The organism is Micromonospora sp. WMMD1120, assembly GCF_029626235.1.
In the GTDB taxonomy this organism is placed as follows: Bacteria; Actinomycetota; Actinomycetes; order Mycobacteriales; family Micromonosporaceae; genus Micromonospora.
In genome coordinates, this window is record NZ_JARUBO010000005.1 from 4,606,834 (window position 1) to 4,620,312 (window position 13,479).

The following is a 13,479-nucleotide window of genomic DNA, read 5'->3' on the forward strand; positions in this document are numbered from 1 at the left end:
GGAAGCGTCGATGGTTGAGGTGGATCCTCCTCGTCAGCGGTGCGGGGTTTCTGCTGGTGGGCGGCTACTGGTTCTTGACTACCATGAAGTGCACGTTCCAAATAGGTCGACTCTAACGCAATCTCGGTAATGGGATTAATGCCAACCTGACCTAATTGAGCAACCCGCGAATGGCGCTCGCGAGGTTAGTGAGTTTCTCGTCTGCCCGGTGGCGTCGGTGCTTGACCCATTCCTTGCCTTCGGCGGCGATGCCTTCGAGGACGTGCAGGGTGTGACTGAGCCCGGCGGCGTCTAGCGATAGTTCAGCGATTTTGGTTGGGTTCTCGTCGTGCTGGAGTGTTCCGTTGTCAGGATCGCTTACTCGGATTGAGATGGGCTCTCCGTTGAACAGAGTCAGCTCGAAGGTCTGCTGTCGGGTGGCGATTCCGTCGATCCGTACGGCGGCGACGGCGTCAAAGCGGTAGTTGAGCCGTTGGGTGGTGCGGCTTGCGGAGGTTTCGAAGTCGAGATCGATGTTGACCTGCCGGACGCCGTCGTCAGTGAGGAGAAACAGCAGCAGGCGATACCGGGAGTACCGCCATGGTCCTTGCGGGTAGCGGGCCTTCTTGCAGGAGGGTGCCGGCGCCTCGATGAAGGCGTGTGCGATTACCTGGCTGGGACGGAGTCGGTATTGTTGCATGGCCTGGTCGACCAAAACCTTGCGGTCGCTTTCCAACCAGGTGGCCATGTCGGTGTCCGACGGCTTGTCGGACAGCTTGTGGCGCCACCGGTGGTATGCCGCCCAGCGAGCCGTGTCCTTGTCGCTGCGTTCCGCATGGTCGTCGGCGACCCTGCGTCGCTCGGCGATGATTCGGAACGACGAGCGCACCGCCGGCACCGCGGACGCCACCGCGAGCAGGAACCAACCTGTGCCGGACAAGGGTGCGCTGGTCACGACGGCAGGAATGGCCCAGAGGTTCCCCGCGACAAGGAGGGCCAGTCCTCCGACGTGGAGGGCCTTGGTCCTGGGAGGGTTACGCAGCTGCTGGCGGTACGCCGTCAGCGTGTCTCGATCCCATTGCCCTCGGACATCGCCCACCAGGTGTCGGACGAGCCAGGCGACCCGTTCAGCATCGATGCGCTGTTCCCGGTAGAGCTCGACCACCTCGTCGCGGAGGTGCCGCCGGATCCCCGCCGTCTGGTCGAGCCAATAGGCTCGGTCGGTTCCTTCGGGCACGTACCGGCGAAAGTAGCGGTCAAAGAGCCGGTCCACCTTGCGGGCAAAGCCTCCCGCTCGTGTATCTCGTCGTCGCTGCCGGGGTGGACGGATTTGGGCTTCCTTTGCGCGTAGCCGTGTCCCGCGGTAGTACCGGTCCGCCCCACCGACGCAGAACGCGGCCAGTCCGACCAGGCCGGCAAGTAAACCGAGGAGCGGTTCGAGCGTGCCGCGGGCTGTCACCAGCACGATTATCTGCACCACGGCGAGAGTGAATACAGCCGCGCCAGCGCCGGCGCGTAGCCAGTCGCGCAGCGCAACAGCAGCGGGTTGCACCGGTAGGGTCCGAGGCGGCGCGGGTGTGGGGTGAAAGAACTTCCAGACGCGGCTGAATCGGTCGTTCGCTGTGCGCTGCGAGTTCGCCAGGGCGACGGATTTCCGCCACATCTCTTCTTGCATCGCGCCTTCGAGTAGCGCCTCGAGATGGCCGTAAATCCCGTCGCGTTGACGCTGGTTCAGCGCGTCGATCTCTTCGACCACGAGATCCGGTTCAGCAGCGCCGGCAGGGGCCAAGAGGTGGCTGATTACCTTTAGCCCCGCAGTCCACTCGTCATGGTCGTCGAGATGGGGCAGGCTGGTGCAGATAGCGGTGAGGCGATCCAGCTCCTCGGGGGCGAGTTGGCGCAGGGTGCGCCCGCTCAGCAGGGCGATCAGCCGGTAGAACTGGACTTCGGTGGTCACATACCCACCGGCAACCGCCTTTTCGATGAGTTCGCGCGCCTGATCACGAACTCGCGCGTCGAGATACTTCAGCGCGAAGGCGAACTGCTCCTGCGGACTCGGGTTAGGCGGCAGCCGGTAGAAGTTGATGTCACCATGGACGACGCCTGCCTGTACGTCGACGTGGGCATTTCCTAGGGCAACGTTGGTCGCGGTGGAGGTCGTCATTACAGATCCCGCACCATGGCGATGATCACCGCGAGTCGCGCGGCCAGCTCAGACACGTCGGCTACCAGGCCCCGCAACCGCTTGAGCGCGACCATCAGGCCGCTCTTCTTCTCGGGCGTGCCTGCCGAGACGCATGCCGTTGCCGCTTCCAGTTCCGCCTCTGCGGCCGCGTAGGTCTCTTCGTCCAGTTGTCCGTCGAGGTGGGCCTGCTTGAGGCGGGTTCGCAGGTTCGCGATGCTCGCTGCCAAGTCGATCGGCTGATCGGTGCCAGCGCCGACGGTGACGTTGCCGTAGATCTGCCCGGCCTGCACCCCGACGTGGGCGTTCCCGGTGGCGATGTTGCGGCTGGTCATTGACATCGTGGGGCTCCTGTCCCGGTCCGCGCCGCCTCGGCTGGCCGGCCCGTCGATGATCAGTTCTCGCGCCAGTGCGGTGGCGAACGCGGCGGCGTGGCGTGCGGCCCTCGGTTGCCAGTCCTGTCCGTCCATGGCTGCCTTGCTGCCGTCCGCGTGGTCGCTGATGCCGCGTACGACCACCACGGGCAGGGCACGGTTGAGATGGCCCGCTTGGGCCACACCTGCCGCTTCCATCTCGATCGCTACGGCGTCGTTGTAGTGCTGGCGGATCCAGCGGGCCTGATCCGAGATTGCCGAGTCCTGCACCACTTCCCCTGCGGCGATCGGGCCGAAGTGGACCTGCGGGGCTGCTCCTCCGGGAAGATCACGACGCCACGCGGCGGACCTATCGACCTGGTGGGCGATCTGGTCGGCCTCGTGGGGGATCTCCCACGCCTTCGGTCGGGCCTTGAAACCGTCGTCCTCGCTGGTGCCGCCTTGGTAGGCATAGATTTTGCTGCCGATGACGACGTCACCGAGTCGGATGTTGGGCCAAAGGCCACCGGCAACCCCCACGAATAGCACAGCGGCCGGGGAGAACTCGGCCATCGCCCGCTCGGCGAGCACCGCTGCCGGATGATTTCCCTTACCGACCAACCCCAGGGCGACCCGGCAGTCGCTTTGGCTGATCCTGCCGACCTCGAAGCGGGTGCCGGCGGGGTGCCGCCGTACGCGTAGATCGATCAGTTGGTCGCGGACCGCTGCGTATTCGAGGCCCAGCGCCGTGAGGATCACGACAAGACGGCTGTTCGTGCTCACGCTGTCTCCCTGTCTGGCTGGCTGGGGGGTCGGATCATCGGAGGGTGAAGAGTCGTGCCGGGCCCGGGACGGAATAGCCGAGCGGGACGCCCACCATCGGTCTTGCGACTCGGCCCGGCGGGGACGATGAAGCCGTCCACGCTCTGCACTTTCCGGTAGAAGTTCCGCGCATCGAGCGGCGCGCCCCACACCGCCTCGTAGACGTCCTGGAGCTCCGAGATCGTGAAGGTCGGACCACAAAAGGCGGTGGCGAGCGCCGAGCGCTCCAACTTTTCCCGCGCCCGGTCGACCCCATCGGTCAGGATCTGCTCATGGTCGAAGGCGAGCTGCACGTCACCGGACAACACCTGCTCCACCGGGATCCAACACGCTAGGGATGCGTCGGTACCGGCGACCGGCTCGGGTAGTCGAGGGGCGATGGCCAGGTATGCCACAGAGACCACCCGCCCTCGGGGGTCACGATCCGGCGCACTGTAGACGCCAAGTTGTTCGAGGTGCAACCGATCCGGTCCCAAGCCCGCCTCCTCGGCAAGCTCTCGATGGGCGGCCGTCACGAGGTCTTCCTTGTCATGGCCGAGGAAACCGCCAGGCAGGGCCAAGGTGCCCTGATAGGGCTCAATCCCGCGCTCGATCAACAAGACATGAAGGCAGGACTCCCGCAAGGTGAGAATGACGAGGTCAACCGTCAGTAGAACCGGCGGTGGCACCCAGTGATCGTGAGGCATGGACCGACCTTAGACTTATTGTCACTCTGACAGCTAGCCTCCGGTGTGTCGGATTCCGGCGTTTCCCGCGCCTACGGAAGTGCGTTCCTCGCCGCTTGGCTCACCAGGCGCTGGCCAGGCGTCGACCGTGGCGGACGCCCGAGCACACCAGGAATGGTTTCCCTGAGCGTGCCGGAACCCGCCGCATTCACGCGGGGCCGTGACGAGATGGTGGGCGAACTCGCCGGGCTCGTCCGCCGACGGCACCCGCCAGCGGCGCGGGTACGGGTGCTGCACGGCAGGCAAGAACACCGTGGCTCAGCTGGTGGCCAGGCGATCCGCCGAGCGCAAGGAACAGGTCTGGTTGGGTCTCGGCGGCGAACGCCACTGCCCTGCAGACCGGAATGTGGCACTCGTCGCCGATCTCGCTGCCTCCAACCACTACATCCAGCGAGCCTGGCCGGGGCTCACCGGCGCTCCGGATCTGCTGTGGAGGCTGCTGTCCGCCATTCCCGGACGCTGGCTACTGGTTATCAACAACGCCGACGACGCCTGGTTGCTGGGACGGGCGACGAGCCGGCCGCGGGGTTCGGGCTCCCGGGCCCAGTTCGCCGCGCTGCTGCCCGTCCGCGAACGGGTGCTCGGCGCCGACCATCCCGACACCGCCGACACCCGTCGCGAACTCACCGAGCCCTGGTCGTGACCGCCAGACCCACCCGCGACGGATCAACACCCACTGACCGCGGCGAGCGACGCTGACGTGGGCGTCGTCGAGCGGTGACGGCGGCGTGTCCGCCGGCTGTTCGCACGCCGGACGGGTGGCCGCCCGAGGGTACCCCTACCGCGGGACGTGGGCCCGGTAACCGCAGAGCAGGCCCACGGCTCCGAGCACCGCGGTTCCGGCCAGCAGGATCGGATAGGGCGGTCGCGCCAGACGGTACTCGTGGCGGTACGCGAACATCAGCACGCCACCCTGGAGCAGTCCCGGCGGCGGCGAACCGTGCCGGCCCATCTTGCCCTCGTCGGCGAGGCTCCAGAGCTTCTCGTACATCGCCTCGGTCCGCAGTGCCGGAGTGGTGCGCCAGATGAACCGGTTCCGTTCGGCGCCTCCGTTCCAGGCCGTGTGCCGGAGACCTCTCGGCAGGTCCAGGGCGTCACCGGCGTGCAGGACCCTCCGCTCACCCTCGATGTCGAGGTGCAGCTCGCCGTCGAGCACCTCGAAGTGCTCGTCCTGCCTCGGATGGCTGTGCACTGGCGGCCGGATGTCGGGCATGGGGCTGTAGACCGCCTCCACCTCGACGTAGGCACCACCGCTGGCGGACGCCGGGTGCCGGAATGTCATCGTGTCGGTGTTCCCCTGGCGTAGGACGGTGCCCACCTCGGCCACAGCGACCTCCCATTGGTGTGTGCGTTGTCATCCGGTTGGCGGCGCGCCGGCCGGTCGACCCGGCAGCAACACCGCGTTGACCACGTTCAGCAGCGCGACGACCGCGGCCACGGCAAAGCCGAGGCGAAGGCCCTGGGACCAGGCTGAGGACGCCGGCGTCCGCGCCACCATCAGATCGGTCACCCGGTGCAGGGCCGGACTGGCCACCACCGCGACGCCCAACGACGTACCGACCTGGAACGACGCGGTCAGAGTGGCCGAGGCCACACCGTGCAGTTCGACGGGCACCTCGGAGATTCCGGCGACATTGACCGGTACGGTGCACGCCTGCATGCTGGCGCCGAGCACGAGCAGCGCGGGCAGGACGTACCCGGCGTACCCGCCGCTCTCCGGCGCCCACGCCCACCAGGCCAGCGCGGCGAGCGAGCCGACAGCTCCCATGAGGTAGACCGTCCGGGCGCCGAGCCGCTGCATCAGTCGCGGGATCACGAGAGTGATGAGGATGGCGACGACGCCCAGCGGCAGGAACGACAGGCCAGCCGTGAACGTGCTGTAGCCCATGCCGCGTTGCAGGTAGAAGCTGCCCAGAAACAGCACCGCGGCCTGGACGCCGGCGGTCAACAGCCGGCCGACGGTCGCGACCAGCATGCTGCGGTTACTCAACCGCCGGATCGGCACGAGCGGATCGGTCAGCCGCGACTCCAGCACCACGAAGGCGGTGAGCAGGAGCACCGCCGCGCCGAACGGGCCGAGCACCCACGGGCTGGTCCAGCCGTCCCCGGTGATGGTGATGGTGGCCCAGACCAGCATGGTCAGGCCGGCGGTGACCAGTATCGCGCCGACCACGTCCGGCCGGCCCCGGCGCGCGACGGGGGCGCTCGCACGCCCACCGGCGAACAACAGGACGCCGCCGACGACGAGCACGCCGACCGGCACGTTGACGTAGAAGATCCACCGCCAGCTGAACGCGTCGGTCACCAGGCCGCCGAGTACGACGCCCAGCGTGCCGCCGAGCCCGGACAGGGCCGCGAAGACACCCAGCGCGGTGGCGCGCTCGCGGGGCCGCGGGAAGGACGACGTCACCATCGAGAACGCGGCCGGTGCGAGCAGCGCCGCGCCCACGCCCTGCGCCGCACGGGCGGCGACGAGCATGGCGGCGCTGGACGCGGCACCACAGGCCACCGAGGCGGCCGTGAAGACGGCCACCCCGGTGATCAGCGTCGCCCGCCGTCCCCAGCCGTCCGCGAGCCGCCCACCGAGCAGCATCAGCCCGCCGAAGCACAGCACGTAGCCGCTGACGACCCACTCGATCGTGGTGGCGCCGGCGCCGAGGCTGTGCTGGATCGGCGGCAGGGCCAACGCCACCACCGTGGTGTCCAGCAGCACCATGAACTGGGCGAGCGACACCACCGCCAGCAGACGCCAGCGGTGGTGGCCACCGGGCCCGGTCCGCACCGCCGGTGGCGCCTGGGCGCCCTGCGTCACGCACCGGCTCCGGGCAGGTATTCCTCGTTCAGATAGCTCTGGGCGTTGAGGACGACCCGCCGCGGGTCGAGGATCTCGCGCCTGCCGTGCATCACCCGACTGTTGTCGATCACCACCACGTCCCCGTCTTGCCAGTCGACTTCCTCGGTGACGGCCTCGGTCACCTTGGCTGCCTCGTCGAGCAGCGCCTGCGGGATGTCGCTGCCGTCGGCGAACGTGATGACCGGCTGCTCGTAGTTGTACGACGGGCCGAAGATGCTGTTGGCCCAGGCGGGTCGACCACCCAGAAGCGTGGGATTCCGCACCGCCGGCTCGCGATGTGCATAGTAGACGGAGCCGTCGCCGTTGTCGCGCACCTCGGTGCGGTCCGGCTCGCGGATGAACGCGCGCAGGTCGTCCAGGGTCACGTCGTCGTACCCCTTGGCGCCGTTGAGCAGGTACAACGCCAGGCCCTTCCAGGCCCTCTCGCTGACATTGCGGGAGTAGACGATGTCCTGCGCGGTCCACGCGGCCCTCGACGTGGCGGGCAGCGACTCCCACACCTCGTAACCGTCGCAGACGGTGGTCTGCGAGCCGGCACCGGCGGCCCGCTGACAGAAGAACCAGGTGAGGTCCGGTCGGAAGGGACTGTTGCCGTTCTCCAGGTGCAGGCCGACAGGCAGCAGGCCCGCGTCCACCTTCTGCGCGGCCTCGCCGACGAACTCCCGGGCCGGGTCGGCGACCACCTGGCTGCTCAGCTTCCTCACGAAGCCGTTGAATCGGTCGATGTCGGCGTCGAAGCCCCTCAGCACCAGGAAGCCCGCGTCCGCCAGCAGCGCCACCGCCTCGCGCGGGTCCACGTCGTCGAGCTGTTCGCCGCTCGAACCGGTGATCAGACGCCCGGCGTAGGCGCCGAACGGCGCGATGGTCCTTCCCACGGTCTTCTCCTCGCTGTGCGTTGCGGATTCGGTGATCAGTTGCCAGATCCTGTCCCGTACGGGGCGGCCGGTCACGGTGAACAGCCCGGCCAGCCGCGGGTCCTCGACGCTGACCAGGTGCACGATGCGGACGCGTTCCACCTCGGAGAGCGCGGCATCACCGAACGCGAGGATCGCGGAGCGGATCTCGTCCGGCTTCGCGTCCTCTGCCGTCACGAAGAAACCGGTCAGCTCGTCAAGGCCGTCGCCGAAGACCACGGCGGCCAGCACACCGGGCACCTCCCGGTAACGGGACGCGACCCAGTCCGCCGCCACGTTGCGCCCGGCGGCGGTGATGACGATGTTCTTCTTGCGCCCGCGGACGTACAGGTAACCATCGGCGTCCAGGTCGCCGAGATCACCGGTGTGCAGCCAGCCCTCGGCGTCGACCTCGCAGCTGGACGGGTCGTCCACGGTGTAGCCGGCGAACACCGACGGGCTGCGGACCAGGATCTCCGCATCAGCGGCGATGCGTACCTCGACGTGGTCCAAGGGGCGCCCGACGCTGCCCGGACGGGGTGCCGAGGGGTCGTTCCAGGACACCACCGAGGTGTTCTCGCTCAGGCCGTACCCCTCGAAGACGGGAACGCCGCGTCGCGCCAACAGGTCCAGGACCCGCCGGGAGATCGGGGCGCCGCCGCAGGCCAGGAACGCCGCCGTCGATGTGCCGAACAGTCGCCGTGCCAGTGCCTGCGGGTCGTCCGTCGGGTTGGCCACGGCGATCTGCGCGAACGCCTCGAACAGGGCCGGTGGCCCCTGCATGGCGGTGACCCGGGCCTCCGGCACCCGTGCCGTCACGGCCGCCAACGCACCCGGGGCCGTGCCCAGCAGCGGCACCTCGGCCGGCAGGAGGACGAGGGTGCCACCGCCGAGCATCGTCAGGTACGTGCCGCTGATCTGCTCGATGAGCAGACTGAGCGGTACGACCGACAGGTAGCGCCGGTCCACCGCCGCCGGAATGCGGCGGTCCAGCGACTCCAGAACCTCGTCCAACCCCGAGGCGCGAATGCGCACACCCTTCGGGGCGGACGTCGTACCGGAGGTGTGAATGATCTTGCATGCCCAGTCCCCAGGTGGCGGGCTGATGACCCGACCGCGCCCACGGGCGCACAGATCCGCGAGATCAATGTCCGAGACCTGTGTGCCGGGCGGCAACACCCCGTCACCCCATGCCTCCAGCCGTTCCCGACCGGCCGCGTCCACCAGACACAGGTCCACCTCCCGCAGCAGCGAACGGGCCTGATCCGCGCTGAAGGCCAACGGCACCGGCACCTCGACCGCGCCGCCGATCATGCAGGCCAGGTCGGCGACCACCCAGTGCGGTGAGTTGTGGGCCACCAGGCCGACCCGACGACGCCGATTCCCCACGGCGGTCAACTCCGCCGCCAGCGCCGCCGCCGCGTCGAACGCCGACCGGTAGGTCACCACGTCCGCTCGACCCATCACCTCGATCAGCGGGGCATCGCTGTCCCGCCGGAGCAGAGCCCGCTCAAGCCACCGCAAGGCTGCTCTCCCTCCGGTCCGCGACGCGCAGGTTGCCGTCGTCGACCCCCGGGATGCCGTCGTCGACCCGCCGCAACGACAGGTCGACGGACCGGTACCGCCCCGCTGACTGGGCGAGCACCGGCGCCAGGTGTTCCAGCCGGATCAGGCCGGTCTGCGGGTCGTTGTCGTAATAGGTGCCCCAGCGCTCGCGCTGGTCCGGCGCCAGGCGCTCCGGCCGGGCATCGACGAGCGGCTCGAACGTGTAGCGCTGCCGGCGCAGCATCAGTGTCATCCGGCGGGTGACGGTCACCAGGCCGTAGCGCATGCCGCACTCCCAGGCGAACATCGGCAGTACGGCGAGGATTTCGGCGCCGGCGCCCGGTTCCTGTGCCGCGAACGGGCCGACCTCCATGATGTCCCGGCGGTGGGCCGGCCGACCCAGCCGCGCGCCCACCACCTGCTCGGCCGGCTCGTCGAAGTACTGCTCGCAGAAGAGCGGCCCGCGTGCCGCCGGGGTGATGCCGACGCAGGCCAGCACCGCGCCGTTGGCGGCCGACCCTTCGGGGGTCGACGGCTCGTAGGCGACCAGGAAGCTTTCCGGCGCTCCGGAGGTGACTGCGCCGAAGGCCGCGGCGAAGCTGTGCCGGACCAGGGTCATCGCCGACTCCCACAACGGGGTGTGGCGAAAGGCGTTGGTGAAGCACATCATGTGTCGGTATCTCCTCGGTCCGTGGCTCCGGCTGGCGAAGCGGGGCATGAGGGCACGGAGAACCGCCCCCGCCCAGGGCTGGTACGCCCGGGGCGGTAAGGGCCGGTGACCCATCTCAGTGCAGCCCACGGCGCTAGCGGCCTGCTTAAGCGGCACCAACACGGGCCGCCGACGGACGACCGGCAGGTCCCCAAGTCGTCCCCTGACAGGGAAAGCCGCTGGTCCGGCCCACCTGCTCCGGGGAGCTGCCCGGTTCAGCCAGCCGGGATTCCGGTATCGACCCGGCCCGGCTCCGGCCGGACGCTTACTCGTGCGCGCGGTTGTGCTGCGGGCCGAGGTGGCTGATCTCGTACCCGTCGGGGTAGCTCTTGGCGTTGATCCCGTCGGCGAACAGCGCCGTCGCCCGCGGCGCCCCGAACCACCGCTGCAACCGCGAGCGCACCCGCAACGCCACGTGCAGACCCGCCCGGACCGGCCACGCGGGGGTGTCGACCCGCGTCGCGCGCCGCAGCGGAGCGTCGTACATGGCGGTGACCAGCGCGTTGCCCAGCGGTCCGAACACACGGGGGATGCGGGTGAGCATCAGCGTCCGGGTGGCCCGCTCGATCGCCGCCGCGTCGTCGTTCGGCTCGAGGTGGGCCACGTCGTGGGCGTCGAACCAGGTCTCGAATTCCTCGTACGACCCGGGGATGTCAGTGATGCCCATCCGCCGGCCGAGATCCCGGTAGAAGAGGTACGTGGCCTGACGCTCGTGGCAACAGGGCGGGCGCCACCCGTACTCCGTCAGCCACCGCGTCGGGATGACCACCAGGCAGCCGAGGACGTACAGGAAGTCGGTGTTGCTGATGTCGTGGGGCCGGTGGATCTGGTTGACACGTCGCAACGCGTCCCGACCACGGGGCTGGTCGAAGCCGTTGAGCACCATCTCGTACATCAACAGGCCGGTGTCGTCGATCCGCTTCTGGGTGCGTCCGGTCAGTTCGCCGGTGGTCATGTGCACCGCGGCGATGGCGGGGATCGAGAAGGACCGGTTGAAGGCGAGGTTGAGGCCGAGCTTCATGTCCCACGGGAACTCGCGGCGCAGCATGGTCTGGTAGATGTCCAGATGGTCGCGCTCGGGGTCGAGGGTCCGGATGCGGGTCAGGTTGGCGTATCGGCCTCTCATCGGCGGGTGTCTCCTGCCGTCGGATGCGGGTGTCCTCGGTCGCGGGCGCTCGGGTCGCGGCGGGTGTCTCGGCGACGACCGGCGATGGGGCACCGGCGTTGCCGACGAGCGGCAGCCAGGCGACCTCGCCAGCGTAGCCACCCCCGGGCGGTGTGGTCGGCCGCCGGTCCGCGTACCGAATTCGGTGGTGGCGGTCGTGTCGGGCGTGCGAACCTGGCGACAGTTCACCGCCGCACGCCCGTCACCGGCGTCGGCGCCGTGACCACCACGAGGAGTGACAATGCGAGCAGCTTCCACGCTTCGGACCCCTGACCGTCCTATCGTGGAGTTCTGCCGTGGCATTGCTGAACCTCGGAATCGTCGCCCATGTTGACGCCGGAAAGACCAGCCTGACCGAACGCCTGCTCTACGAGGCCGGTGCCGTGTCCCGGCTGGGCAGCGTGGACGCCGGCACGACGCGGACCGACTCGATGGAGTTGGAGCGTCGGCGCGGCATCACCATCCGGGCCGCCGTCACGTCGATCACGATCGGCGGCCTGACCGTCAACCTGCTGGACACCCCCGGCCACCCCGACTTCATCGCGGAGGTCGAGCGGTCGCTGGCCGTGCTGGACGCCGCCGTGCTCGTGGTGTCGAGCGTGGAGGGCGTGCAGCCGCAGACGGTGGCGATCTGGCGGGCGCTGCGCCGCATCGGCGTACCGACGGTGTTCTTCCTCAACAAGGTGGACCGCCGCGGCGCCGACGTCGACCGGGTGGTGGCCCAGGTGGCCCATCGGCTCGGGGCGCGTCCGGTCGTGCTCGCCACCGTCGTCGGCCAGGGCACCCACGACGCCCGGGTGCGGACGGTGGGCCTCGACACCGAACCGGTGGTGGAGGCGGTGGCGGAGGTCGACGACGCGGTGGCGGCGCGGTGGCTGGCGGACGAGCCGGTCCGCGTCCGCGACACCCGGCGGGCGATCCGCGCGGCGGTCCGCGACGGCCGGCTCAGCCCGCTCGCCTGCGGCTCGGCGATCACCGGCGCCGGCGTACGGCAGCTGTGCGGCCTGCTCGCGGATCTGCTGCCCCGTTCGCCGCAACGCGAGAGCGCCCTCTCGGGAACGGTCTTCGCCGTCGATCGGGACGGGCAGGGCCGGCGGGCCTGGCTGCGGTTGTGGTCCGGGCGGCTGAGCGTGCGCGACCGGGTACGGCTCGCCGGCGCCCGCCCGCAGACGGTGACCCAGATCGCTGTCGTCGAGCCCGAGGGCGCTCTGGTGCGTCAGTCGGTGTCCGCCGGGCAGATCGCCGCGGTGCGCGGCCTGTCGGCCCGCATCGGTCAGCACGTCGGGGACCCGCCGCGGCGGCATGTCTACCGGTTCCCACCGCCGACCAGGCAGGCGGTCGTCGAGCCGGTGGACCCGGCCCAACGCCTGGCGATGTTCGCCGGTCTGGCCGAGCTGGCCGATGAGGACCCGTTGGTGGATCTGCGCCTCGACGAGCAGCAGGCGGAGGCGGTGGTCCGCCTGCACGGCGAGGTGCAGAAGGAGGTGCTCGCCGCGCTCCTTCAGGACCGGTTCGGCGTCCGGGTGCGGTTCTCCGGCACGTTGACGGCGTGCATCGAACGGGTGGCCGGTTCCGGGGCCGCCGAGGAGCGGGTGCGCGAGCGCGGCAACCCGTACCTGGCCGGGCTGGGACTGCGGATCGACGCCGCCCCGGTCGGGCACGGCGTCGAGTTCCGCGCCGGGGTCGAGCCCGGTCGGCTCCCGCCGGCGTTCGTCGCCGCCACCGAGGAGGGGGTACGGGCCGCGCTGCGGCAGGGCCGGCACGGGTGGCCGGTCACCGACTGCACCGTCACCATGACGGCCTCCCGGTACTGGCCGCGACAGAGCAAGCCGCACCAGAAGTTCGACAAGTCCATCTCGACGGTGGCGGCGGACTTCCGCAACCTCGCGCCGGTGGTGGTCGCGGCGGCCCTGTCCCGGGCCGGCACCCGGGTGTGCCAACCGATCGAGCGGTTCGAGGTGAACCTACCCCCGTACGCGGTGGAGACGGTGATGGCCGTGCTGGGGCGGCTCGGAGCGGTCGTCGACGCCACCGCCCTCGCCGGGGGATACCTCGAGGTGAGCGGCACGCTGCCGTCCGCGCGGGTGCCGCAGGTCGTCGCCGCCCTTCCCGACCTCACCGGCGGCGAGGCCGTGCTGACCACCAGCTTCGACCACTACGCGCCGGTGACCGGCGAGGACCCGCCGACGTTGCCCCGGCGCGGGCCCGACCCGGGGGATCGGGAGACGTGGTTTCGTGCCGTACCCCGGTAG

Annotated in this window: 10 protein-coding genes; 2 read left to right on the forward strand and 8 right to left on the reverse strand. The window is 69.7% G+C overall.

Annotated features, from left to right (window positions below; genetic code table 11):
• Positions 1–151: 151 nt before the first annotated feature.
• From O7634_RS21515 to O7634_RS21525, 3 genes are read right to left on the reverse strand one after another with little or no spacing between them, the layout of a single operon-like run.
• Positions 152–2,143 carry a hypothetical protein gene (locus tag O7634_RS21515; protein WP_278151910.1) on the reverse strand — a complete coding sequence of 664 codons (1,992 nt, stop codon included), beginning with the start codon at positions 2,141–2,143 and terminating at the stop codon, positions 152–154.
• Positions 2,143–3,297, reverse strand: a complete 1,155-nt coding sequence (locus O7634_RS21520) for a 5'-methylthioadenosine/S-adenosylhomocysteine nucleosidase (RefSeq protein WP_278151911.1) — start codon at positions 3,295–3,297, stop codon at positions 2,143–2,145. Before O7634_RS21520 ends, O7634_RS21515 begins: the two co-directional genes overlap by 1 nt.
• On the reverse strand, positions 3,294–4,022 hold the full coding sequence (locus tag O7634_RS21525) for an NUDIX domain-containing protein (protein WP_278151912.1): 729 nt from the start codon (positions 4,020–4,022) through the stop codon (positions 3,294–3,296). Before O7634_RS21525 ends, O7634_RS21520 begins: the two co-directional genes overlap by 4 nt.
• A 304-nt stretch (positions 4,023–4,326) precedes the next feature.
• Between O7634_RS21525 and O7634_RS21530 the strand changes: the two genes are divergently transcribed.
• The gene (locus tag O7634_RS21530; protein ID WP_278151913.1) at positions 4,327–4,704 is read left to right on the forward strand and encodes a hypothetical protein; all 378 of its coding nucleotides are present in this window, start codon (positions 4,327–4,329) and stop codon (positions 4,702–4,704) included.
• A gap of 135 nt (positions 4,705–4,839) precedes the next feature.
• Here O7634_RS21530 and O7634_RS21535 read toward each other — a convergent pair whose 3' ends face one another.
• The 5 genes from O7634_RS21535 to O7634_RS21555 all read right to left on the reverse strand — a co-directional run bounded on the left by O7634_RS21535 (position 4,840) and on the right by O7634_RS21555 (position 11,188).
• On the reverse strand, positions 4,840–5,388 hold the full coding sequence (locus O7634_RS21535; protein WP_278151914.1) for a cupin domain-containing protein: 549 nt from the start codon (positions 5,386–5,388) through the stop codon (positions 4,840–4,842).
• Positions 5,389–5,415: 27 nt separating this feature from the next.
• Positions 5,416–6,873, reverse strand: a complete 1,458-nt coding sequence (locus O7634_RS21540) for an MFS transporter (protein WP_278151915.1) — start codon at positions 6,871–6,873, stop codon at positions 5,416–5,418.
• Positions 6,870–9,332 carry an AMP-binding protein gene (locus tag O7634_RS21545; protein ID WP_278151916.1) on the reverse strand — a complete coding sequence of 821 codons (2,463 nt, stop codon included), beginning with the start codon at positions 9,330–9,332 and terminating at the stop codon, positions 6,870–6,872. The genes O7634_RS21540 and O7634_RS21545 overlap by 4 nt, the downstream gene beginning before the upstream one ends.
• Positions 9,319–10,023, reverse strand: coding sequence for a thermostable hemolysin (locus O7634_RS21550; RefSeq protein ID WP_278151917.1), 705 nt, complete (start codon positions 10,021–10,023; stop codon positions 9,319–9,321). Before O7634_RS21550 ends, O7634_RS21545 begins: the two co-directional genes overlap by 14 nt.
• A 304-nt stretch (positions 10,024–10,327) precedes the next feature.
• Entirely contained in the window at positions 10,328–11,188 is an 861-nt protein-coding gene (locus tag O7634_RS21555; RefSeq protein ID WP_278151918.1) for an oxygenase MpaB family protein, read from the reverse strand.
• Between the two features lie 335 nt (positions 11,189–11,523).
• Between O7634_RS21555 and O7634_RS21560 the strand changes: the two genes are divergently transcribed.
• Positions 11,524–13,479, forward strand: a complete 1,956-nt coding sequence (locus O7634_RS21560; RefSeq protein ID WP_278151919.1) for a TetM/TetW/TetO/TetS family tetracycline resistance ribosomal protection protein — start codon at positions 11,524–11,526, stop codon at positions 13,477–13,479.

Excerpts from the sequence above, each read along its gene's own strand:
- O7634_RS21555 (WP_278151918.1), bottom strand. The coding sequence starts at position 11,188 with ATGAGAGGCCGATACGCCAACCTGACCCGCATCCGGACCCTCGACCCC.
- O7634_RS21525 (WP_278151912.1), bottom strand. The coding sequence starts at position 4,022 with ATGCCTCACGATCACTGGGTGCCACCGCCGGTTCTACTGACGGTTGAC.
- O7634_RS21515 (WP_278151910.1), bottom strand. The coding sequence starts at position 2,143 with ATGACGACCTCCACCGCGACCAACGTTGCCCTAGGAAATGCCCACGTC.
- O7634_RS21550 (WP_278151917.1), bottom strand. The coding sequence starts at position 10,023 with ATGATGTGCTTCACCAACGCCTTTCGCCACACCCCGTTGTGGGAGTCG.